Origin of the sequence: Pseudonocardia sp. C8 (assembly GCF_014267175.1) — a bacterium.
Classification (GTDB): domain Bacteria; phylum Actinomycetota; class Actinomycetes; order Mycobacteriales; family Pseudonocardiaceae; genus Pseudonocardia.
In genome coordinates this window covers 4,124,652-4,146,908 of the sequence record NZ_JACMTR010000002.1, presented here as the reverse complement: position 1 = coordinate 4,146,908, position 22,257 = coordinate 4,124,652, and the positions used below count along the sequence as shown (strand labels likewise).

Annotated in this window: 25 protein-coding genes; 19 read left to right on the top strand and 6 right to left on the bottom strand. The window is 73.2% G+C overall.

Features of this window, described 5'->3' with window-relative positions:
• The first annotated feature begins 261 nt into the window (after positions 1–261).
• A complete protein-coding gene (locus H7X46_RS19780) occupies positions 262–1,116 on the top strand; it encodes a (2Fe-2S)-binding protein (protein ID WP_222131366.1) in 855 nt (284 codons plus the stop codon).
• 140 nt (positions 1,117–1,256) lie between these two features.
• Here H7X46_RS19780 and H7X46_RS19775 read toward each other — a convergent pair whose 3' ends face one another.
• From H7X46_RS19775 to H7X46_RS19765, 3 genes are read right to left on the bottom strand one after another with little or no spacing between them, the layout of a single operon-like run.
• A complete protein-coding gene (locus H7X46_RS19775; protein WP_186360812.1) occupies positions 1,257–1,616 on the bottom strand; it encodes an Asp23/Gls24 family envelope stress response protein in 360 nt (119 codons plus the stop codon).
• Positions 1,613–2,164 (bottom strand): Asp23/Gls24 family envelope stress response protein, encoded by a 552-nt coding sequence (locus tag H7X46_RS19770; RefSeq protein WP_186360811.1) that lies wholly within the window; start codon positions 2,162–2,164, stop codon positions 1,613–1,615. The genes H7X46_RS19775 and H7X46_RS19770 overlap by 4 nt, the downstream gene beginning before the upstream one ends.
• A complete protein-coding gene (locus tag H7X46_RS19765; RefSeq protein WP_186360810.1) occupies positions 2,155–2,754 on the bottom strand; it encodes a sigma-70 family RNA polymerase sigma factor in 600 nt (199 codons plus the stop codon). Before H7X46_RS19765 ends, H7X46_RS19770 begins: the two co-directional genes overlap by 10 nt.
• A gap of 154 nt (positions 2,755–2,908) precedes the next feature.
• Here H7X46_RS19765 and H7X46_RS19760 point away from each other — a divergent pair, with 154 nt between their 5' ends.
• The 8 genes from H7X46_RS19760 (at position 2,909) to H7X46_RS19725 (ending at position 10,091) form a co-directional block, all read left to right on the top strand.
• The gene (locus H7X46_RS19760) at positions 2,909–3,091 is read left to right on the top strand and encodes a CsbD family protein (RefSeq protein WP_186360809.1); all 183 of its coding nucleotides are present in this window, start codon (positions 2,909–2,911) and stop codon (positions 3,089–3,091) included.
• A gap of 92 nt (positions 3,092–3,183) precedes the next feature.
• Positions 3,184–3,495 (top strand): hypothetical protein, encoded by a 312-nt coding sequence (locus H7X46_RS19755; protein ID WP_186360808.1) that lies wholly within the window; start codon positions 3,184–3,186, stop codon positions 3,493–3,495.
• Positions 3,496–3,714: 219 nt separating this feature from the next.
• The gene (gene tig / locus H7X46_RS19750; protein WP_186360807.1) at positions 3,715–5,190 is read left to right on the top strand and encodes a trigger factor; all 1,476 of its coding nucleotides are present in this window, start codon (positions 3,715–3,717) and stop codon (positions 5,188–5,190) included.
• A 306-nt stretch (positions 5,191–5,496) separates the two neighbouring features.
• Positions 5,497–6,090: an ATP-dependent Clp protease proteolytic subunit gene (locus H7X46_RS19745; protein WP_186362786.1), complete on the top strand. Its 594-nt coding sequence runs from the start codon at positions 5,497–5,499 to the stop codon at positions 6,088–6,090.
• Positions 6,090–6,782 (top strand): ATP-dependent Clp protease proteolytic subunit, encoded by a 693-nt coding sequence (locus H7X46_RS19740; RefSeq protein WP_255426176.1) that lies wholly within the window; start codon positions 6,090–6,092, stop codon positions 6,780–6,782. Before H7X46_RS19745 ends, H7X46_RS19740 begins: the two co-directional genes overlap by 1 nt.
• 192 nt (positions 6,783–6,974) lie before the next feature.
• Positions 6,975–8,264, top strand: a complete 1,290-nt coding sequence (gene clpX / locus H7X46_RS19735; RefSeq protein ID WP_186360806.1) for an ATP-dependent Clp protease ATP-binding subunit ClpX — start codon at positions 6,975–6,977, stop codon at positions 8,262–8,264.
• Between the two features lie 292 nt (positions 8,265–8,556).
• Positions 8,557–9,951 carry an OFA family MFS transporter gene (locus H7X46_RS19730; protein ID WP_186360805.1) on the top strand — a complete coding sequence of 465 codons (1,395 nt, stop codon included), beginning with the start codon at positions 8,557–8,559 and terminating at the stop codon, positions 9,949–9,951.
• Positions 9,948–10,091 carry a hypothetical protein gene (locus tag H7X46_RS19725; RefSeq protein ID WP_186363006.1) on the top strand — a complete coding sequence of 48 codons (144 nt, stop codon included), beginning with the start codon at positions 9,948–9,950 and terminating at the stop codon, positions 10,089–10,091. Before H7X46_RS19730 ends, H7X46_RS19725 begins: the two co-directional genes overlap by 4 nt.
• Before the next feature lie 103 nt (positions 10,092–10,194).
• On the opposite strand, the gene H7X46_RS19720 is transcribed toward H7X46_RS19725, so the two are convergent.
• From H7X46_RS19720 to H7X46_RS19710, 3 genes are all read right to left on the bottom strand, one after another.
• A complete protein-coding gene (locus H7X46_RS19720) occupies positions 10,195–11,679 on the bottom strand; it encodes an MFS transporter (protein ID WP_222131365.1) in 1,485 nt (494 codons plus the stop codon).
• Positions 11,680–11,780: 101 nt separating this feature from the next.
• Positions 11,781–12,863: a family 43 glycosylhydrolase gene (locus tag H7X46_RS19715; RefSeq protein WP_370588867.1), complete on the bottom strand. Its 1,083-nt coding sequence runs from the start codon at positions 12,861–12,863 to the stop codon at positions 11,781–11,783.
• An 89-nt stretch (positions 12,864–12,952) separates the two neighbouring features.
• On the bottom strand, positions 12,953–13,375 hold the full coding sequence (locus H7X46_RS19710) for a PPOX class F420-dependent oxidoreductase (protein WP_186360804.1): 423 nt from the start codon (positions 13,373–13,375) through the stop codon (positions 12,953–12,955).
• A gap of 70 nt (positions 13,376–13,445) precedes the next feature.
• Between H7X46_RS19710 and H7X46_RS19705 the strand changes: the two genes are divergently transcribed.
• The 10 genes from H7X46_RS19705 to dapA all read left to right on the top strand — a co-directional run bounded on the left by H7X46_RS19705 (position 13,446) and on the right by dapA (position 22,245).
• Positions 13,446–13,961: a hypothetical protein gene (locus tag H7X46_RS19705; protein ID WP_186360803.1), complete on the top strand. Its 516-nt coding sequence runs from the start codon at positions 13,446–13,448 to the stop codon at positions 13,959–13,961.
• A 65-nt stretch (positions 13,962–14,026) separates the two neighbouring features.
• Positions 14,027–16,663: a valine--tRNA ligase gene (locus H7X46_RS19700; RefSeq protein ID WP_186360802.1), complete on the top strand. Its 2,637-nt coding sequence runs from the start codon at positions 14,027–14,029 to the stop codon at positions 16,661–16,663.
• Positions 16,664–16,668: 5 nt separating this feature from the next.
• Positions 16,669–18,306, top strand: a complete 1,638-nt coding sequence (locus H7X46_RS19695) for a folylpolyglutamate synthase/dihydrofolate synthase family protein (RefSeq protein ID WP_255426175.1) — start codon at positions 16,669–16,671, stop codon at positions 18,304–18,306.
• Positions 18,303–18,722 carry a DUF4233 domain-containing protein gene (locus H7X46_RS19690; protein WP_186360801.1) on the top strand — a complete coding sequence of 140 codons (420 nt, stop codon included), beginning with the start codon at positions 18,303–18,305 and terminating at the stop codon, positions 18,720–18,722. The genes H7X46_RS19695 and H7X46_RS19690 overlap by 4 nt, the downstream gene beginning before the upstream one ends.
• A gap of 37 nt (positions 18,723–18,759) precedes the next feature.
• The gene (locus tag H7X46_RS19685; RefSeq protein ID WP_222132190.1) at positions 18,760–18,960 is read left to right on the top strand and encodes a ribbon-helix-helix protein, CopG family; all 201 of its coding nucleotides are present in this window, start codon (positions 18,760–18,762) and stop codon (positions 18,958–18,960) included.
• On the top strand, positions 18,957–19,373 hold the full coding sequence (locus tag H7X46_RS19680) for a Fic family protein (protein ID WP_186360799.1): 417 nt from the start codon (positions 18,957–18,959) through the stop codon (positions 19,371–19,373). The genes H7X46_RS19685 and H7X46_RS19680 overlap by 4 nt, the downstream gene beginning before the upstream one ends.
• Entirely contained in the window at positions 19,366–19,776 is a 411-nt protein-coding gene (gene ndk / locus H7X46_RS19675) for a nucleoside-diphosphate kinase (RefSeq protein ID WP_186360798.1), read from the top strand. Before H7X46_RS19680 ends, ndk begins: the two co-directional genes overlap by 8 nt.
• Entirely contained in the window at positions 19,773–20,297 is a 525-nt protein-coding gene (locus H7X46_RS30815; protein WP_186360797.1) for a GNAT family N-acetyltransferase, read from the top strand. Before ndk ends, H7X46_RS30815 begins: the two co-directional genes overlap by 4 nt.
• 216 nt (positions 20,298–20,513) lie before the next feature.
• A complete protein-coding gene (locus H7X46_RS19665; RefSeq protein WP_186360796.1) occupies positions 20,514–21,290 on the top strand; it encodes a hypothetical protein in 777 nt (258 codons plus the stop codon).
• A 76-nt stretch (positions 21,291–21,366) separates the two neighbouring features.
• Complete coding sequence (gene dapA / locus H7X46_RS19660; RefSeq protein ID WP_186360795.1) at positions 21,367–22,245, top strand: 4-hydroxy-tetrahydrodipicolinate synthase; 879 nt, start codon at positions 21,367–21,369, stop codon at positions 22,243–22,245.
• Positions 22,246–22,257 lie beyond the last annotated feature (12 nt).

Sequence of the window (22,257 nt, the reverse complement as noted above, 5' to 3'; positions counted from 1 at the left end):
CAGAGTCGCACGCCGCTACCCGAGTGCGCTACAGACGAGTGGTGCCTCGTCCCGTGATGTGGATCGCTGGCCAGTAGAGCAGCGCAATGTTGCCCACTCGTGTCCGGACGGTGAGCGACGCGTGACAGTCCGGCAGGAGGGGCTTTCTCAGGGCCTATCGCTGATCGTGTTCGGTCCGTTACGTCTCCGGGAGATGGGGGAGACTGGGTCGTGATGTCCGTCCCCGCTGCGCGTCCCGTCATGCCTGCGTCACCCGAACGGGTGCCTGTCGGGAGGGAGCTCGCGGACGTCGCCCGGATCGGCCCGTGGTTCGCGGTCGGTGTCCTGCCGCCGGGCCGGCCGCCGGCGGGATGGCGCCGGTGGGACGAGCTGTACACGCCGCCGGGCGCGGGCGCCGACCCGCTGTCGGCCCGGATCGCCCAGGTCGCGGCGTCGCTGGGCACCGGCCGGCGGGTGGCGGCCTCGATCGCGGTGCAGGGGATGGCGGCCCGGCTGGTGTCGATGCCGTTCGCAGCGGTGGCGCTGCACGGCGTGCTCCCGCGGCTGGGCGAGCTCCACCGGGACCCGGCGGCGGACGACCCGTGGGCGCCCGCGCTGCCGGCCGCTGACGAGGTGTCCACGGCCGGGTCCTCGCACGCCGGGGCCGCGACGTTCCGGTCCGCGGCCGGATCGGCCGATCCCGGGCCGGCGGTGGGCGTGCCGGCGGGCGTCCGGACGCCGGATCCGCGCCAGGATCCGGACGGTGCCGCGGACCTGCTGGCCCGCGAGCTCGCCGGCACCCACCTCGAACCCCTGTACGCCGCCGTCACCGCCCGGGTGTCGGTGTCCGAGCGGGTGCTGCGCGGCAACGTGGTCTCCGCGATCGCCGGCGCGGCCCGGGTGATGGAGGCGATGCGCCGGGCGGACCGCCCCGCGTTCCTCGCCCTGCTCGGCGCGCTGGCCGGGCACCCGGCGCTGCGCGGGCCGCTGCCGGAGGGCGCGACCGGGCGGCTGCTGCGGCTGGACGACGCCGACCCGGACACCGAGTGGTCGTTCCGGCGCCGGTCCTGCTGCCTCTACGTGCGGGTGCCCGGCGGGGGCACCTGCGGCGACTGCGTCCTCACCACGCGCCGCTGACCCGCCGCCCCCACGTCGGGCCCGGCCCGTTCCCCGCCGAGATGCGGCTCACGGTTCGGCAAGGATCGACAATTCGCGCTGCACTGCACCTCGGCGGGGGTGGTCCGGGCACGTACGGGTTCGTGGCGGGGCGGGCGCGGTCAGCGGGGGAGCGCGATGTCGGCGATCGTCACGTGCACCCGCGCGGTCAGGCCGGTCACCGCCGCGACCTCCTCGGCCACCTCGCGCCGCACCCGCGCGGCGAGCTCCGCGCACGGCGTCCCGAGCCGGACGCCGACGGTCACCCGGATCTCCGCCTCCCGGCCGTCCACGGTGGCGACGACGCCCCGGGTGCGCAGCTCGTCGGGCACCGGTTCGCGGGGCAGCCGGTCGGCCGCGAGCCCCCGCAAAGCCTGCCGGGCGTCCCCGAACAGCGCCGTGACGCCCGGCACCGCGCGGGCGCGGCGGGCGGCGACCCGGGCGACGGCCAGGTCGGAGACGTGCAGGCGCGCGCCGTTCATGCCGGGTCCTCCCACAGGTCCTCCACGTGGATGTCGACCCCGGAGACCGGCACGCCGAGCGTCCGGTCCCCGGCCGAGATGATCATCTGGCGGACCCGGGCGGTCACCGAGGCGAGGTCGACGCCGAACCGGGCCGTGACCGTCATCCGGACCCAGACCGGCGGGGCGCCCCCGTCCGGGGTGCGCGCGGACTGCTCGACCCGGCAGCGCAGCGCCCGCAGCCCGTCCATGGTGTCGACGACGTGCCGCAACGCCGACTCGGCGGCCGGCCGGCCCAGCCGGGCGTCCGGGCCGATGTCGAGCAGCTGGTGCGGGCGCAGGTCGGCGACGACCGCTCCCCGGACCTCGTCCAGCACCGACGGCGGCGGCCGCAGCTGCTCGGCCGCCAGCCGGCCGACCAGCACGCCGAGCCGGTCGTGGTCGGCGCGCGCCGACCGGCAGTGCGGGCAGGTCCGCTCGTGCTCGTCGAGCGTCCCTGCCTCGGCGTGCTCCCACACGTCGGCGGCGTCCCGGCCGCAGGCCAGTGGCTCCACCTGCTCTACCGCCATGACCGCATCCTCTCGGCCAGCGCCGCTCGTGCCCGGTGGATCCGCCCCCGTACCGCGGCCTCCCCGGCGCCGGTGACCTCGGCGATCTCGGCGTACCCCAGGCCCTCCAGCTCCCGCAGCACCCAGCAGGTGCGCTGGTCGTGCGGCAGCTCGCGGACCGCCTGCGAGAGCGCCGCCAGCTCGGCGTCCACCTCGGCGGCCCGCTCCGGCGAGCGGGCGCCGGGGTCCGGGGCCGGGGTGTCGTCGGGCAGCGGGGCCGTCCGCCGGTTCCGCCGTGCCAGGGCCGTGCAGCGGTTCGTCACGATGCGATACATCCAGGTGGAGAAGGCGGCGTCGCCACGGAACGTCCCGATCCTCCGCCACGCGTCCAGCAGCGCCTCCTGCAGCGCGTCCTCGGCGTCGGCGCGCTGGCCGAGCACGCGGACCGCGACCCGGTAGAGCGCGTCCTGGTGCCGGCGGGCGAGCTCGGTGAAGGCGTGCACGTCACCGTCCTGGGCGCGGGCGACCAGGGTCGCCTCGTCGAGGGCGGCCGGGGAGCCGGGCGCGGCCGGGGGCGGCCGGTCCCGGGCCCTCCGCTCGGTGACCTGCACGTCCGTCGTCTCCGTCGCTGGTCGGGTGGCTCCGGGTCCGCCGGGGCCGGTCGTGTGTGGGGACCGGCCGGCGGGGTACGCGGGAGTCGCACACGACGGTAGTGACCGCCACGTGCGGTCGCCCGCCGGACACGCAGAGGAAGCAGGTGAGCCGATGAGCCTCGACGACAAGAAGGACAAGCTCGAGCACAAGACCGAGGAGCTGTCGGGCAAGGCCAAGGAGGCCGCCGGCCGGGCCACGGACGACGAGCGTCTGGAGGCCGAGGGCAAGGGCGACCGGGCGACCGGGAGCCTCAAGCAGGCCGGCGACAAGCTCAAGGACGCGTTCAAGCGCTGACGCGTGCACCGTCCGGCGGCGGCGTCCCCGTGCGGGGGCGCCGCCGCCGTCGTGTGCCCGGGGCCGGTGGCGCGCCCCGCTACGGTGACCGCGTGACCGATGAAGCCGGCCCCGAGGACGTGGCGGCGGCCGTCCTGGGGCACCCGTCGGTGCTTCGGCTCGACGGCGGCCCGTTCGGGTCGATCGCCTCCTACCTCCCCGGCCGCCGGGTGTGGGGGGTGCGGCTCGGCGACCCGGTCGAGATCGCCGTCGTCGTCGCGCTGGGTGTCCCGTTTCCCGAGATCGCCGACGGGATCGCCGCCCTGGTCCGTGCCGCGCTGCGCGACGACACCGTCGCCGTCGAGGTCACCGTGGCCGACGTGGGCACGGCCGGGGAACCGGCGGGCGGCGGCGCCGCGCCGTGACGCACGCCCGGCCGGACCCGCCGTGACCGGCCTCGCCTAGACTCGCGCGGGCCCCCGCCGCCGCAGCGGCACGTTCGCGTGCCCCGTGGGCCGGGAGGGGACGCCCGGTGCGATCCCGGGGTCGTCCGCCCGTTCCGTCCGGGCGGGGGCGGGAGAACAGATCGGGCCGCTCGCCGCGGCCCGCCAGCACACCAGCCCGTACCGGCAAGGAGTTCCACCGTGAAGAGCACCGTCGAGCACCTCAGCCCGACGCGCGTCCGGATCAACGTCGAGGTGCCGTTCGACGAGCTCAAGCCCGACTTCGACCGCGCGTACAAGAAGATCGCCCAGCAGGTCCGTGTCCCCGGCTTCCGTCCGGGCAAGGCCCCGGCCCGCATCCTCGAGGCACGCATCGGCCGCGCCCCGGTCCTCGACGAGGTCGTCAACAACGCGATCCCGGTCAAGTACCAGGAGGCCGTCGTCTCCTCCGAGGACGTCAAGCCGATCGGCCAGCCCGACATCGAGGTCACCGAGATCGCCGACGGCGAGCGCCTCGCGTTCACCGCCGAGGTCGACGTCCGGCCGGAGATCGAGCTGCCCGAGCTCGACGGCCTGGCCGTCGAGGTCGACGAGACCGAGGTGACCGACGAGGAGGTCACCGAGCAGCTCGACCAGCTGCGGGCCCGGTTCGGCACCCTGGCCGGCGTCGAGCGCCCGGCACGGACCGGCGACTTCGTCCAGATCGACCTCTCGGCCTCGGTCGACGGCAAGGAGATCGAGGAGGCCACCACCACCGGCTTCTCGTACGAGGTCGGCCAGGGCGGCCTGATCGAGGGCATCGACGAGGCCCTCGAGGGCATGTCGGCCGGCGAGGAGAAGACCTTCACCTCGCAGCTGGTGGCGGGGGAGCACGCCGGCGCGGACGCGGAGATCACCGTCAAGGTGACCACGGTCAAGGAGCGTCACCTCCCCGACGCCGACGACGAGTTCGCCCAGCTCGCCTCCGAGTTCGACACGCTCGACGAGCTGAAGGCCGACCTCCGGGAGCGCCTCGGCCGGTCCAAGCGCATGGAGCAGGCCACCCAGGCCCGGGACCGGCTGCTCGAGAAGCTGGTCGAGGGCACCGAGGTCCCGCTGCCGGAGAGCGTCGTCCAGGCCGAGGTCGACAACCGGCTGCACGACGCGGTGCACGCGTTCGACCACGACGAGGAGCGCTTCGCCGAGTTCCTCGCCTCGCAGGACCGCACCCGCGAGCAGTTCGACACCGAGTCGCGCGAGGAGGCCGAGAAGGCCGTCCGTTACCGCCTGGTGCTCGACGCGCTGGCGGACAAGGAGGAGGTCTCGGTCAACGACCAGGAGCTCACCGAGCGGATCCTGTACCAGGCCCAGCAGTACGGCATGGCGCCGGAGCAGTTCGTCCAGCAGATCCAGCAGGCCGGCCAGATCCCGGCGATCTACCAGGACGTCCGCCGGTCCAAGGCGCTGATCACCGCCGTGCGGGCCGCGTCGGTCACCCTCCCGAACGGCGACGCCGTCGACCTGTCCGACCTCCTGGGCCCGGACGACGAGGAGACCACCGTCGAGGAGGCCCCGGCCGGGTCCGACGAGGCCGACGCCGAGGCCACCGACGGGGCCGGCACCGAGGAGGCCGCGTCCGGTGAGGACGGTGGCACCGGGTCGGACGCCACCGGCGAGACCGCGGACGCCAAGGCCTGACCTGGCCGTTCGCCGTCCGGAGCGCACCCCGGCACGGCAGGCGGTGCGCTCTGGGCGAACATCGGGCGTCGTTCCCTACGCGGGCCCTCCGGCCCGCGTAGGGTCGACCTCGAACCGGTCCCGGCGAGGGGCCGTGAACGGGTTCGCAAGACCCGACACCGGAGAACCGAGAGCGATCCAGAGGAAGACTTTCTCCGACCCGCACCGGCGCGCGTGTCGTGCCGGCACGGGCCCGACTTCGGAAAGCAGGGTGAAGTGAGCCAGCAGGACATCGGCCCGCTCGCGGGCCGCGGTACCGGACCGCAGATGCGGTCCGTGAACCACAGCATGTCGTTGTCCGACTCGGTGTACGAGCGGCTGCTCCAGCAGCGGATCATCGTGCTCGGCCAGCAGGTGGACTCGGAGATCTCGAACCGGATCGCGGCGCAGATGCTGCTGCTCGCGGCCGAGGACCCCGAGAAGGACATCCAGCTCTACATCAACTCGCCGGGCGGTTCGGTGAACGACGGCATGGCCGTCTTCGACACCATGAACCTGATCCCGTGCGACGTGTCGACGACCGCGATGGGGCTCGCCGCGTCGATGGGACAGTTCCTGCTGTCCGCGGGAACCCCCGGCAAGCGCTTCGCGCTGCCGCACGCGCGGATCATGATGCACCAGCCCTCGGGCGGCATCGGCGGGACCGAGGCCGACATCACGATCCTGGCCGACCAGCTCCGCAAGACCAAGCGGGAGATGGCCGAGCTGATCGCCCAGCACACCGGGCAGTCGCTCGAGACCATCGAGCGGGACTCCGACCGTGACCGCTGGTTCTCCGCGCAGGAGGCCAAGGAGTACGGCTTCGTCGACCACGTCGTGACCCACGCCGGCGGTGTCGGGTCGCAGAACGGGAGCGCCTGATGAGCACCTTCGATCCGCGCCACCCCGAGTCGGTCGCCGACCTCCGCGGTCCCGGCGGGTACGCGCCGGACCCGGCCAGGGCCCGGTACGTGCTGCCGTCCTACGTGGAGCGCACGAGCTACGGGGTCAAGGAGTCGAACCCGTACAACAAGCTCTTCGAGGAGCGCATCATCTTCCTCGGCGAGCAGATCAACGACACCTCCGCGAACGACACCATGGCCCAGCTGCTGGTGCTCGAGTCGCTGGACCCGGACCGCGAGATCTCGCTGTACATCAACTCGCCGGGCGGGTCGTTCACGTCGCTGATGGCGATCTACGACACGATGCAGTTCATCCGGCCGGACATCCAGACCGTCTGCCTCGGGCAGGCGGCGTCCGCCGCGGCCGTCCTGCTCGCCGCGGGCACGCCCGGCCGCCGGATGGCGGTCGAGAACGCCCGGATCCTGATTCACCAGCCGGCCACCGAGGGTGTGTACGGCCAGGCGTCGGACCTGGAGATCCAGGCCAAGGAGATCTCCCGCATCCGCAGGCGGATGGAGGAGGTCATCGCCCGGCACACCAACCGCTCGGCGGAGCAGGTGCACGACGACATCGACCGGGACAAGATCCTCACGGCCGAGGAGGCCAAGGAGTACGGCATGGTCGACGAGATCGTGCAGAGCCGCAAGCTGTCCGCCACGGGCGGCAGGTAACGACATCCCGGGTCACCGGGGGCCGGGCCACCGGCCCCCGGTGACCGCCCGCCGACCCGACGCCGAAACGGACTCTTCGGAGGTCCCGGCAGTGGGTCCGGGCAGGTACCGTCGTCACTGGATACCGTGAACGGGTCGGGGAACGACGGGCACGACGCGAGAACGCCGGACCAGGACTGGGGATCGACACCTATGGCACGCATCGGCGACGGCGGGGACCTGCTGAAGTGCTCGTTCTGCGGGAAGAGCCAGAAGCAGGTCAAGAAGCTCATCGCCGGCCCCGGCGTCTACATCTGCGACGAGTGCATCGATCTCTGCAACGAGATCATCGAGGAGGAGCTGGCCGAGGCCGGTGAGGTGAAGCTCGACGAGCTCCCCAAGCCCGCCGAGATCCACGACTTCCTCGACCAGTACGTCGTCGGGCAGTCCGCGACCAAGCGGACGCTGTCGGTGGCCGTCTACAACCACTACAAGCGCATCCAGGCCGGCGAGCGGAACCGCGCCAGCGGTGGCGACGGCACCGACGGCATCGAGATCGCCAAGTCGAACATCCTGATGCTCGGTCCCACCGGGTGCGGCAAGACCTACCTCGCGCAGACCCTCGCCAAGCTGCTCAACGTGCCGTTCGCGATCGCGGACGCGACCGCGCTGACCGAGGCCGGGTACGTCGGCGAGGATGTCGAGAACATCCTGCTGAAGCTGATCCAGGCCGCCGACTACGACGTGAAGCGCGCCGAGACCGGCATCATCTACATCGACGAGGTCGACAAGATCGCGCGGAAGTCGGAGAACCCGTCGATCACCCGGGACGTCTCCGGCGAGGGCGTGCAGCAGGCGCTGCTGAAGATCCTGGAGGGGACGACGGCGAGCGTGCCGCCGCAGGGCGGCCGCAAGCACCCGCACCAGGAGTTCATCCAGATCGACACGACGAACGTGCTGTTCATCGTGGCCGGTGCGTTCGCCGGGCTGGAGCGGATCATCGGGGAGCGGGTCGGCAAGTCCGGCATCGGGTTCGGCGCCGACATCCGCTCGAAGAAGGAGCTCGATCCCGCGGAGAGCTTCGCCGAGACCCTCCCCGAGGACCTGATCAAGTTCGGCCTGATCCCCGAGTTCATCGGCCGGCTGCCGATCGTGGCCTCGGTGACCTCGCTCGACAAGGACGCCCTTGTCAAGATCCTCACCGAGCCGCGCAACGCCCTGGTGAAGCAGTACCGCAAGCTGTTCGAGATGGACGGCGTGGAGCTCGACTTCGCCGAGGACGCCCTGGACGCCGTCGCCGACCAGGCGATCCTGCGCGGCACCGGGGCCCGCGGCCTGCGGGCGATCATGGAGGAGGTCCTCCTCCCGGTCATGTACGACATCCCGAGCCGCGACGACGTGGCGAAGGTCGTGGTCACCGCGCAGACGGTGAAGGAGAACGTCAACCCGACGATCGTGCCGCGGCAGCCCCCGCGCCGGGAGCGCCGCGACCGCACGGCCTGAGTGGCGCACACCGACACCGACGCCGGCTCCACCACACGGTGGGGCCGGCGTCGTCGTGTGCGGGCCCGACCGGCTCGTCGCCACTGACCGAGCGGAGTTTGCGGAGCGAGCATCGGCACCGAGCGGAGCGTGCGGAGCGAGCGTCGGCACCGAGCGGAGCGTGCGGAGCGAGCATCGGCACCGGGTGTCGCCGACGCCGGCCGCGGGTACCCGGGCGCCCGAGTGCCCCGGGTTGCCGAGGTGCCGCCCGCTACTTAGCGTGGCGCGGACGCCGTGACGAAGGAGACACCTGATGGCCGCCGGCTTTCTCGCGAGGGAGCGCATCGTCGCGCCACCGGGCTGGAGCCGGTGGCTGGTCCCGCCCGCCGCGCTGTCCATCCACCTGGCGATCGGCCAGGCCTACGCCTGGAGCGCGTTCAAGGTCCCCCTGGGCAACGGGCTGGACCTGTCCGGGGTCGCGACGGCGCTGCCGTTCACCCTCGCGATCATCATGCTGGGCCTGTCGTCGGCGCTGTTCGGCACCAAGGTGGACGAGAACGGGCCCCGCTGGGCGATGGTGGTGGCGACGTCCTGCTTCGTGTCCGGATTCCTGATCTCGGCGCTCGGGCTCTACATCGGCTGGTACTGGCTGGTCGTGTTCGGCTACGGCTTCGTCGGGGGGATCGGGCTGGGCGTCGGCTACATCTCGCCGGTCTCGACGCTGATCAAGTGGTTCCCGGACCGGCCCGGCCTGTCCACCGGGCTGGCCATCATGGGGTTCGGCGGCGGTGCGCTGATCGCGTCGCCGTTGACGGCGTCGCTGCTGTCGGCGTTCGACGCGACCGGTCCCGACCCGTCGGTCGCCGGCATCGGCACGACGTTCCTGGTCATGGGGCTGATCTACCTGGTCTTCATGTCGGTGGGCTGGCTGCTGATCCGGGTTCCGGCCGAGGGCTGGTCGCCGCCCGGGTGGGACCCGGCGACGGCGACGACCTCGAAGATGATCACGACCAACCACGTGTCGGCGAACGAGGCGCTCCGCACCCCGCAGTTCTGGCTGCTGTGGGTGGTGCTGACCTTCAACGTCACCGCGGGGATCGGTATCCTGGAACGGGCGAACCCGATCTTCCAGGACTTCTTCCGGGACTCCACCCCGCCGCAGGCGCTCGCCGGGGCCGCGGTCGGCTTCGTCTCGATCCTGTCGCTGGCGAACTCGGCCGGCCGGATCGCGTGGTCGTCGCTGTCGGACGTCCTGGGGCGCAAGAACATGTACCGGATCTACCTGGGTGTCGGCGCGCTGCTGTACCTGCTGATCACGCTGGTGCCGAACCAGAGCCGGGCGCTGTTCCTGATCGCCTCGATCCTGATCCTGTCGTTCTACGGCGCCGGGTTCGCCACCGTCCCGGCCTACCTGCGGGACCTGTTCGGCACCTACCAGGTCGGGGCGATCCACGGCCGGCTGCTGACGGCCTGGTCGACCGCGGGCGTGCTCGGGCCGCTGATCGTCAACGCGGTCGCCGACGCCCGGATCGCTGCCGGGGTCGCGGGGCCGGCCCGTTACACCACCGCATTCATGATCATGATCGTGTTGCTGGTGATCGCGTTCGCGTGCAACGAGCTGATCCGGCCGGTCGATCCGAAGCACCACCTGACCGGACCCGAGGCGGCGGACCGGGAGACGACCGAGGTGAAGGGGAGCCAGGAATGAGCAAGCATGCGGCGGACGAGGCCCCGACGTGGGGGCCGGTGCAGTGGGGCGGGGCCACCCTGGCCTGGCTCTGGGTCGGCGTGCCGTTCGCGTACGGGCTCTACCAGCTCGTGCTCAAGATCCCGGCCCTCTTCGGCTGACGCGCCACCCGCCCGGCACCCCGCCCCTACTGGGACTCATGGAGCTTTGGTCCCGTGCCACAGGACCAAAGCTCCATGAGTACCAGGCGCGGCGGGGCGGAGGTCAGGCTGCCGCGCAGGGAACCGGGTCCGGCGCGGGCCCGGTGAGTCCGTCCCCGGTTCGCGGGCCGGGCGCGGGCGCCGGGGCGTGCTCCGTGTGCGGCCCGGGCGCCGGCGCGTGCTCCGCGTGCGGTGCGGGCTCGGCCCGGGGTGCCGTCAGGTAGGCCGTCGACAGCCGCCGGTACGGGCCGCTCGCCAGCGCCGCCAGGGTCAGGACCAGCCCGAGCAGCCCGGCGACCACGAACACCAGGGCGATCGCGCGGTCGGCCCCGGTGCCGAACCACGGCCCGACGGTGCGTGCTCCGGCGCCGTCGGTCATGAACGGCACCACGACGAGCTCGGTCACCGGAGCGAGCAGGAACGCGGTCAGCGGCGAGGCCGCCTGCTCGACGCTCTGCGCGAACCCGAAGACCCGGCCCTGCCGGTGGTAGGGCACCACCCGCTGCAGCACCGTCTGCTCGGCCGCCTCGGCGTAGGGCATCAGGAGCATGAACACGGCCATCCCCACGGTGAGCGTGACGATGGAGGCCTGCAGCGGGAACAGCATCGTCGACGTCCACAGCACCGCGTTCACCAGCAGCAGCGTCCGGACCGGTCGCGAGCCGAGCCCGGTGCGGGCGACCAGCAGCCCGCCGATGATCACGAGGGTGGACAGGGCGCCCCACAGCAGGCCCCACGCCTGGACCGACACCAGCGACAGGCCGTACGGGTCCATCAGCGCCATGAACACCCCGCCGAGCAGGTTGTTCACGCAGGTGAACACGATCAGCGCCGGCAGGCCGGGCACCGAGCGGACCACCTGCAGCGTCCCGCGCAGGTCGATACCGCGCCCGCCGCCGTCCGCCGACGGGGCCGCCGCCGGCGCGGACGGGACCCGGACCCGGGCCAGGTGCAGCAGCGACGCGCCCAGCGCCACGACGGCCACCACCAGCACCGACCGCATCCCGTCGAAGGCGACCAGCAGGCCGGACAGCACCGAGGTGACCAGGAACGACACCCCGGTCGCCGTCCCGACCAGGCCGTTGGCGCGGTCCCGCACCGGGGCCGGCACGAGCAGCGTCACCAGGGTCGGCAGGGCGATCGTCCGCAGGTTCCCGGTGATCACGCCCAGCATCAGCGCGACGACGAACGCCCACAGCACCGGGCTCCCCGGGTCGCGGAACTCCTCGGCCGGGACGAGCAGGTAGGTGCCCAGGCAGCCGAGGTAGATCGTCGCGGACACCGCCGCGGACGCCTGCAGGACCGCCTTCTTGCCGAAGTGGTCGACGATCCCGCCGAACGGGATGCCGGTCAGGCTGGTCGCGGCCAGGAAGATCCCGGCGATGATCCCGGTCGCCATGATCGACCGGGTCTCGAGGAACACCCAGAACGTCACGGCGAACCAGACCGTGAAGTTGACGACCGAGACCGTCAGCGTGCTCGCGAGCAGGTGCGCGAACACCCGTTGCGTCCCGTGGCGCAGATCCAGCGCCGGTGCCGTCGTGGTCACGTCCCTCACCCCGTCACTCGTCGTCCGTCATGGAGTCCGACCGGCCGGAGCCGGCGAACTCATCGGTCGTCCGAGGAGGACGCTAGGAGCTGGACCTGGCTTCAGGTCAAGGGAACCGGCCGCGGTGCCGGCCCGGCGAGGGTCGGCGCGATCCGGCCGAACCGCCCCTCCGGGGTGATCGGGACCCGGTCGAGGGTGACCTCGCGGTGAGTGCCGTCGCCGCCGGGGATCGCGAAGCGGTGGTAGGCGTAGTACCACTCGTCGGTGCCCGGGATCCGCAGCATCGACCCGTGGCCCGGGCCCCGGACACCCTGGTCGAGGTCCTTCGCGAGGATCACACCGTGGTTGGTGAACGGGCCGGTCGGGCTCGGCGCGGTGGCGTAGCCGACCCGGTAGTCCTCGGAGGTGAAGTGGCCGATCGACCACGTCAGGTGGTACGTCCCGGCCCGGTAGGCCATGTGCAGGCCCTCGCCGAACCCGTCCAGGCCCCGGATGACGGTGACCTTCTTCGGGTCGAACGAGACCATGTCCGGGTTCAGCGGCACCACGTGCGCCTGGCCGTTGCCCCAGTACAGCCAGCGGGTGCCGTCCGGGGCGGCGAGCACGGCCGGGTCGATCGCCTGCCCGCGGCCGCCCGGGTTCTCCGAGACCAGGGGCCGCCCGCTGTCGCGGAACGGGCCGAGCGGGGAGTCCGCCACCGCGACACCGATCTTCATGTCACCGGTGAAGTAGAGGTACCAGCGGCCGTCGCGCTCGGCGATCTCCGGAGCCCAGGCGAGCTTGTCGGCCCAGGCGACGTCCGGGCCGAGCCGCAGCACCTCACCGCGCTTCCGCCACGTGGCCAGGTCCGTGGACGTCCAGACCGTGAACGACGCGTCCTTGTAGGCCTCACCGTCGGTGGTCGGATACAGGTAGTACGTCCGGTCGTGCACGGCGATGGTGGGGTCGGCGTAGAACCCGTCGACCGCGCGTCCGCCGACCGGCCGGGCGGGGGAGTGCGGCGTCGCCTCCGGCGCGGCCCGGGGGAGTGGCGGGTCGGCCGCCGCCGGGGCGAGCCCCGCGACCAGGGCGAGTGCGGAGACGAGCACGGCGAGCGCCGGCATGCGGGTTCGCTGCACAGCGAGTAGCGCCAGCGGATCGCGCATCAGCAGAGCAAGCATTGCCAGCGGATCGCGCGTCAACACCGGGCCACCGTGGAGGGTCCGGGCCGTCGGCCGGGCCGGGCGCGCCGGTGCCGCGGCCGGGTTCCACCCGGCCGGGCGACGGGCGTGGCTCAGGCCGTGATGTCCAGCGAGGAGACCACCTTCGTCGGCCGGATCCGGACGACGAGCTCGCCCGGGACCCCGTTGCGCCGGCCGAACTCCTCCGCCCGGTCCGGCCCCATGTAGCGCGCGCCCAGCGCGGTGGCGGTCCGGAGCAGCTCGGCCGGGTCGTCGTCGGTCTCGGCGATTCCCTGGACCTGGACGAACGCGTACGGCGGCTCCGGCAGGTCCGCGGTGAGCACCACCCGCGGGTCGCGGGAGATCGCGCGTCCCTTCGCGGTGCCCGCGCCGGTGTTGAACACGAGCGTTCCGTCCTCGACCAGGAACCAGACCGGCGCGGCCAGCGGGCGGCCGTCCTTCGCCGTCCAGCCGAGCATGCCGGTGCGGGTGCCGTGGCGCAGGAACGCGACGACCTCGGGTGACAGGGAGCTCATGGGGCGAGCGTAGGCAGGACATCGGGCGCCCCGCCGTGACGGCGGCGCCGCGCCCGGGCAGGATCGCGGCATGCACCGTGCGGACGCCGTCGGGGCCGTCCTGGGCCGGCAGGCCGACGGCGTGTCCTGCGGGCCGTCGGTGCTCCTCGTGACGGCCGCGCTGACCGGGTCGGGATGGCCGGGCCCGGCCGCGGACCGGTTCGCCGCCGCGCAGCGCCTCGCTCACCGCCAGGCCAACCGGCTCTGGCCGCGTGCGCTCGGCACGACCCCGTGGGGGATGCGGGCCTGGCTGCGCCGGCACGCCCCGGCGGCGGGCCCCTACCGGGTGCGGCCGTGGACCCGGGGCGTCGGCACCGACGTGGCCGGCGCGGCGTCCGCCGGACGGCCGGTGCCGCTGCTGGTCGGGTCGCGGTGGCTGCCGCGGCACTGGGTGCTGGTCGTCGGCGCAGGTGCGGACGGCCGGTGGCGGGTGTACGAGCCGTCGTCCGGGCGGGTGCGGGGGTTCGATCCCCGGACGTTCGCCGGCGGGGGCGCGGTCGCGGTGCTGGGGTGGCCGCGGGCGTGGTGCGTGCTGGTGCCCGGCTGAGTCGCCCGGTGTGAGGGGGCCCGGGGGCCCGGAATGCCGTCGGTACCGGCTCGTAGACTTGACATGTGACCGAGACCCTGCCAGCGCGTACTGCCGACCTGCCCGCCAAGTGGAATCCGGGCGAGGTAGAGGCTGCGATGTACCGCCGCTGGGTGGACCGCGGGTACTTCCAGGCCGACCCGGCGTCCGACAAGCCGGCCTTCTGCATCGTCATCCCGCCGCCGAACGTCACGGGCAGCCTGCACCTGGGCCACGCGATGGACCACACGCTGATCGACGTGCTGACCCGGCGCCGCCGGATGCAGGGCTACGACGCGCTGTGGCTGCCCGGGATGGACCACGCCGGCATCGCGACCCAGTCCGTCGTCGAGCGCCGGATGGCCGCCGCCGGCGAGCCGGACCGGCACGCGATCGGCCGCGAGGCGTTCGTCGAGAAGGTCTGGGAGTGGAAGGCCGAGTCGGGCGGGACCATCCTGGGCCAGATGGAGCGCCTGGGTGACGGCGTCGACTGGACCCGCGAGCGCTTCACCCTCGACGAGGGCCTGTCCCGCGCAGTCACCTGCGTCTTCAAGCAGATGTACGACGACGGGTTGATCTACCGGGCCGAGCGCCTGGTCAACTGGTCCCCGGCGCTGCACAGCGCGATCTCCGACATCGAGGTCGACCACGCCGAGGTCGAGGGTGAGCTCGTCTCGATGCGCTACGGCGACGGCGACCGCTCCGTCGTCGTCGCCACCACCCGGGTCGAGACGATGCTGGGGGACACCGCGGTCGCCGTCCACCCGGACGACGAGCGCTACGCCCACCTGGTCGGCACCGAGATCGAGATGCCGATCACCGGGCGCCGGATCCCGGTGGTCGCCGACGACCACGTCGACCCGGAGTTCGGCACCGGCGCCGTCAAGGTCACCCCGGCGCACGACCCGAACGACTTCGAGATCGGCAGGCGGCACGACCTGCCGATGCCGACGATCATGGACGAGACCGGCACGATCGCCGGGTCCGGTACCCGGTTCGACGGCATGGACCGGTTCGAGGCACGCGCCGCGATCCGCGAGGAGCTGCGTGCCCAGGGCCGGATCGTCGCCGAGAAGCGGCCCTACGTGCACTCGGTCGGGCACTGCTCGCGCACCGGCGTCCCGATCGAGCCACGGCTGAGCCTGCAGTGGTTCGTCAAGGTCGAGCCGCTGGCCCGGGCGGCGGGTGACGCCGTCCGCTCCGGGGAGACCGTGCTGCACCCGAAGGAGCAGGAGAAGCGCTTCTTCGACTGGGTCGACAACATGCACGACTGGACGATCAGCCGCCAGCTGTGGTGGGGGCACCGGATCCCGGTGTGGTACGGCCCGGCCGGCGAGGTCGTCTGCGTCGGCCCGGACGAGGAGCCGCCGACCGGCGAGGGCTGGCGGCAGGACCCGGACGTCCTGGACACCTGGTTCTCCTCCGGCCTGTGGCCGTTCTCCACGCTCGGCTGGCCGGACGAGACCCCGGACCTGGCGCGGTACTACCCGAACTCCGTGCTGGTCACCGGCTACGACATCCTGTTCTTCTGGGTCGTCCGGATGATGATGTTCGGGACGTACGCGATGGGCCGGGCGCCGTTCCGGGACGTCTACCTGCACGGGCTCATCCGCGACGAGCACGGCAAGAAGATGTCCAAGTCCAAGGGCAACGTCATCGACCCGCTGGACCTGATGGACGCCTACGGCGCCGACGCGCTGCGGTTCACGATCGCCCGCGGGTCGAACCCGGGCACCGACATGTCGCTGTCCGAGGAGTGGGTGGCCGGGTCCCGGAACTTCACCACGAAGCTCTGGAACATCACCCGCTTCGCGCTGTCCAAGGGCGCGACGGCCGACGCGCCGCTGCCCGCCGAATCGGTGCGCACCGACGCGGACCGCTGGATCCTGGGCCGGCTCGCCGAGGTCCGCGCGGAGACCGACGAGCTGCTCGACGACTACCAGTTCGCGAAGGCGACCGAGGGACTCTACCACTTCGCGTGGGACGAGCTCGCCGACTGGTACGTCGAGCTGTGCAAGACCCAGCTCGACCACCCGGACACCGCCGACGGCACCCGGGCGGTCCTCGGCCACGTCCTCGACGCGCTGCTGCGGATGCTGCACCCGATCGTCCCGTTCGTCACCGAGGCCCTGTGGACCGCGCTGACCGGCCGGGAGACCGTCGTGACCGCGGCCTGGCCGACCGCCGACGACACCGGCGCCGCCGTCGACGCGGCCGCGGCCGCCCGGGTCACCGACATCCAGAAGGTGATCACCGAGGTCCGCCGGTTCCGCACCGAGCAGGGGCTGCCCGACCGCCGGTCGGTCGCTGCGCGGCTCGTCGGGCTCACCGACGCCGGCCTGGCCGCGCACGAACGTGCGGTCCGGTTCCTCACCCGGCTCGACGACGCGGGCGCCGACTTCTCGGCCACCGCCACGTTCGAGGTCGCGACCTCCGGTGGCCCGGTCACCGTCGAGCTGGACACCTCGGGCGCGATCGACGTCGCCGCCGAGCGGGCCCGGCTCGGCAAGGATCTCGCCGCCGCCGAGAAGGAACGCGACCAGGCGGAGAAGAAGTTGAACAACCCCAAGTTCACCGAGAAGGCGCCGGCCGAGATCGTCGACGGGATCCGCTCCCGGCACGCCACGGCGCTGGCCGACATCGAGCGGATCGGCGCGCGGCTGGCCGCGCTGCCGGAGGCCTGAGCCGCATGGCACGCGGATCGCAGCCGGACGGGTACGATCAGTTCGACGAGGAGGACTCGCCGACCTACGGCGGCGACCGCTGGGCCGAGGGCGGGTTCGGCTCCGAGGAGGAGCCCGGTGAGCCCCCGGCCGCGGAGGAGGGCGACGGCGAGGACGAGGACCGTTCCGACGCCGCCGCCCGGTCCGAGGACCCCGAGCCGGAGAAGGACGCCCAGGAGGCCGTGATCGCGGCGGTCCTGGACCAGATCCGCGGCGGGGACAACCCGGACGTCGTCCCCGCCCAGTCCACGGTGGCCGGGTACGCCGAGTTCCTCGCGGTGGACGCGGCGCTGGACCGGCGCTGGCCGGAGTCGGTCATGGAGCCGTCCCTGGACCGGATGCAGGCGCTCTGCGACGCGCTCGGCGACCCGCAGCGGGGCTACCCGGTCGTGCACCTGACCGGCACCAACGGCAAGACGTCGACGTCGCGGATGATCGACGCGCTGCTCACCGAGGTGGGGCTGCGCACCGGCCGCTACACCAGCCCGCACCTGCAGCGGGCCACCGAGCGGATCAACCTGGACAACCGGCCGATCACCCCCGAGCGCTACGTCGAGGCCTACCGCGAGGTCGAGCCCCTCGTCGAGCTGGTCGACGCGAACCGGGGGGACCGGCCGGCGCTGAGCAAGTTCGAGGTGCTGACCGGGATGGCGTTCGCGACCTTCGCCGACGCCCCGGTCGAGGCCGCGGTGATCGAGGTCGGCCTCGGCGGGCGGTGGGACGCCACCAACGTCGCCGACGCCGACGTGGCCGTGGTCCTGCCGATCGGCCTCGACCACGCCGAGTACCTCGGCGACGACATCCTCGACATCGCCCGGGAGAAGGCCGGGATCATCAAGGAGGGCTCGGTCGCCGTGCTCGCCGCCCAGGACAGGAAGGTCGCCGAGGTCCTCATCGAGCGCTGCGCCGAGGTCGGCGCCCAGGTCGCCCGGGAGGGCGCCGAGTTCGGCGTCCGGGAGCGGGAGATCGCCGTCGGCGGGCAGCGACTGGACCTGCAGGGCCTGTCCGGCCGCTACGACGAGGTCTTCCTCCCGTTGCACGGCGAGCACCAGGCGTCGAACGCGGCGGTCGCGCTCGCCGCGGCCGAGGCGCTGGTCGGGGCGGGAACCGCGCAGCCGCTCGACCCGGACGCCGTCCGGGCCGCGTTCGCGTCGCTGCGTTCGCCGGGCCGCCTCGAGCCGGTGCAGGGCGGGCCGGACACCCCGACCGTGCTGCTCGACGCCGCGCACAACCCGGCCGGTGCGAAGGCCCTCGCGACCTCGCTGACCGGCGAGTTCCGGTTCACCCGGCTGGTCGGGGTGCTCGGCGTGCTACAGGGGAAGGACGCCCGCGGCATCCTCGAAGCCCTCGAACCGGTGCTGCACGAGGTCGTCGTGACCACCAACTCGTCGCCGCGCGCGATGGACCCCGACGAGCTGGGGGCGCTCGCCGCCGAGGTGTTCGGCTCCGAGCGGGTCAGCGTCGAGCCGTCGCTGCAGGCCGCAATCGAGCAGGGCGTCGAGCTCGCCGAGGAGGCCGGCGCGTCCGGGGTCGGCGTCGTCGTCACCGGGTCGGTGGTCACCGCGGGCGAGGCCCGCGGCCTGTTCGGCAAGGAACCGGAGTGAGCGGCGGGATCGACGGCGTCCCGGACGGTGTCCGGCCGCCGCCGACCGACCCGATGAAGGGTGCCCGCGGGGTGTTCGCGGCGACGCTGATCCTCGAGGCCATCGTCGTGCTGCTCTCGCTGCTGGTGCTCCCGCGGTTCGGCAGCGGCTCCACCGGGCTCGGGTTCGGCGTGATCACCGGCCTGGCCGTAGCCATGATCCTGGCGTCCGGTCTGCAGCGCAGGCCGTGGGGTCTGGCGGCCGCGCTCGTGCTGCAGGTGCTGCTGGTCGTCGCGTCGCTGGTGTTCGTGCCGTCCCTGACGATCGTCGCGGCCGCGTTCGTGATCGTCTGGGCGATCCTGGTGTGGATGCGCCGGGAGGTGGCGCGCCGGATGGCGGCCGGGACGCTGCCGTCACAGCAGCGCGACGACGACTGAATCGCGGTATCACCGCCGGTATCATCGGGCCGTGGCCATGACGCTGCGCCTCACCGAGGCCGAGACCGCCGCGCTGCGCGAGCGCGCGGAGTCCGAGGGACGTTCGATGCAGGAAGTCGTGCGAGCCGCCGTCCGGGAGTACGTCGAGCGGCACGACCACGACGACGCCGTCGACCGCGCGGCCTCGTGGGTGACGGAGAACTTCCGTGAGGCCCTCGACCGCCTCGGCCGGATGTGACCCGGTACCTGGACCTGACCGACGTCCTGCGGTTCGCCGAGGTTGCACTCGGACAGGAGCCGGTCGTCCGCGACTTCGGGTTGCTGGAGTCGGCTCTCGCGCGGCCGGCGACGTCGCTGTTCGGTCAGGACGCCTACCCGACCGTGCCGCTCAAGGCTGCGGCGCTGCTGCAGAGCATCTGCGCGAACCACCCTCTGGTGGACGGGAACAAGCGCCTCGCGTGGGCGACCACCGCGGTCTTCCTCGTCCTCAACGGGTACCCGCCGCGGATCGACCAGGACGCGGTCGTCGAGCTCGTCGTCGCGGTGTCCGAGGGATCGATGCGCGACCTCGAGGCGATCGCCGCGGCACTCGCGGACCTCACCGGGTGCGGGCCCGGCACGCCCCGTCGCTACCCTGTCGCCCGTGACTGAACGCACTCTCGTCCTCGTCAAGCCCGACGGGGTCCAGCGCAAGCTCGTCGGCGAGATCGTCTCCCGGATCGAGCGCAAGGGCCTCGACATCGTCGCCCTCGACCTGCGCACCGTCGACCGCGAGCTCGCCGCCCAGCACTACGCCGAGCACGACGGCAAGCCCTTCTTCGAGGACCTTCTCTCCTTCATCACCTCCGGCCCGGTCGTGGCCGCGGTCGTCGAGGGCCCGCGCGCCATCGCCGCCTGGCGGCAGGTGGCCGGGGGCACCGACCCGGTGGAGAAGGCCGCGCCCGGCAGCATCCGCGGTGACCTCGCCCTGGAGACCGGGTCGAACCTGGTGCACGGCTCGGACTCCCCGGAGTCGGCCGACCGGGAGATCAAGCTCTGGTTCCCGACCCTGTGACGACCGGCGCCCCGGCGACCCTGCGCCGGGTCGTCGACCCGCACCCGGGCGCCGCGGCGGCGCTCGGCGACCTCTGGATCGCGGTGACCGAGGCCGGCGGCGCCGTCGACTTCGTGGCGGGCTGGGATCCCGGCGAGATCCGGGACCTGGCCGCCGCCACGGTCGACGCCGTCCGGGCCGGGGCCGCGCGCATGATCGTCGCGGGTTCGGTGACGGACCCGGACGGCACGGTGTTCGTGGCCCCCGGCACGGGGATCGCCGCCCACCGTGCCGAGGTGCAGCGCCTGATGGTCCACCCGGACCGGCAGGGCAGGGGGCTCGGTACGGCGCTGCTGGACGCCGCCGTTGCCGAGGGCCGGGAGATGGGGCTGGAGATGCTCACGCTCGGTGCCCGGGGCGGCACGCCGCTGCCGGCGTTCTACACCGCCAGGGGCTTCACCGAGTACGGCCGGCTCCCGGCCGGGGTGCGGCTGTCCGCCGACGACGCCCGCGACATCCACCTGTTCGTCCGCCGGCTCTGACGCCGGCTCGCGACCCGCCCCGAGCGGGGTCGCCGGTGCAGCCGGGTCCGGTGTGGGGCGGTGGTGTGACGCGCCTCGCCGACCCGCCCCGAGCGGGTCGCCGCGACAGCTGGGTCCGGTGCGGGGTGGTGGTGTGACGTGCCTCGCCGCCCGGCCCGAACGCGTCGCCCGTCGGCCGGATGGCAGGGCGCGCCGCTGGGGGCCACGATGTGCGGCATGACGGTGCTCACCCCACGCCCGACCACCGCGGACCTCGTCCGCGGCGTGGTCGTGGCCGTGCTGGCGGTCGTGCAGGTGCTGGTCTCCGCGGTCGGCGGCGCGGGGATCGGGGAGGTGGCCCGGTCGTACGACACCCCGCTGCTGGCGGCCGGATGGACGTTCTCCGTGTGGGGTCTGATCTACCTGGGGTTCCTGCTGGCGGCCGGGTTCGCGTTGCTCCCGGGGCAGCAGGGGCGGGCGATCCACCGCCGGGTCGGCTGGTGGCTGGCCGTGTCGGCGGTGCTGAACCCGCTGTGGATCCTGGCCTTCTCCCAGCGGTGGGTGGTCACCGCCGAGCTGCTGCTGATCGGCCTGGTCGTGGTGCTCGGGGTCGCCTACCGGCGGCTGGCCCGGGAGCGGGCCGACGGCTGGGTGGAGCGGCTGGCGTTCCGGCTGCCGGTGGCGATCTATCTGGGCTGGTCCGCGGTGGCGCTCGTCCTGGGCCTGATGACGGCCGGGGTCGCGGTCGGCGTGCCGGCCGACGGTGCCGTGCCGCAGACGGGGGCGATCCTGCTCCTGGTGGTCCTCACCGCGGGCGCGCTCTCGGTGATCGGCTCGACGTGCGGCTTCGCCGGGTTCGCCGCGGCGGTCGTGTGGGGGCTCGCCGGGATCGCGGGGAACGACCGGCCGGTCGCGGTGACCGTCGTCGTGATCGTGGCGGCGGTCGTCGTCGGGCTGCAGGCGGTGCGCCGGACCGCCCGCTCGGTCGAGCCGGTCCGCCTCGCGCTCGGGTGAGACGTCACGACCCGCCGGGGGCGGGTGTCCCGCTTGCTACCGTCGTGGAGCAGCAGCGGTACGAGGGAGGGCCGGCATGATCACCGGAAGCATCGTCGCGATCGTGACCCCGATGCACGACGACGGCGAGGTCGACCACGTCGCGCTCGGTGAGCTCGTCGAACGCCAGATCGACGCGGGCACGTCCGCGATCGTCTCGGTCGGCACCACCGGTGAGTCCTCGACGCTGTCGGTGCTCGAGCACACCGAGGTCATGCGCCGCACCATCGAGGTGGCGAACGGCCGGGTGCCGGTCATCGCCGGGACCGGCGCCAACTCCACCGACGAGGCCATCCACCTCACCCGGGCGGCCCGGGCGGCCGGCGCCGACGGCGCGCTGCTGGTCACCCCGTACTACAACAAGCCCCCGCAGGAGGGCCTCTACCAGCACTTCAAGCGGATCGCCGAGACCGTCGCGATCCCGCAGTACCTCTACAACGTGCCCGGCCGCACCGCCTGCGACCTGCTGCCGACCACGGTGGCCCGGCTCGCCGAGATCCCGAACATCGTGGGGCTCAAGGAGGCCAAGGGCGACCTGGACCGGGTCCGCGAGCTCGTCGCGCTCGGCCTGGACGACTTCGCGCTCTACTCCGGCGACGACGGCACCGCCCGCGCCTCGATGCTGGCCGGTTTCCACGGCGACATCTCGGTGACCGCGAACGTCGCCCCGGAGCCGATGGCGCGCATGTGCAAGGCGGCCGTCGCCGGTGACGCCGAGACCGCGGCCGCGCTCGACGCCGACCTCGCCGGCCTCCACTCGGCGCTGTTCTCCGAGCCGAACCCGATCCCGGTGAAGTGGGCGCTGGCCGAGCTGGGCCTGATGCCCGGCGGGATCCGGCTGCCGCTGGTGCCGCTCGACGAGTGGCACCACGAGGACGTCCGGGCCGCGATGCGGGCCGCCGGGCTGACGAGCTGACGACGGCCCGGG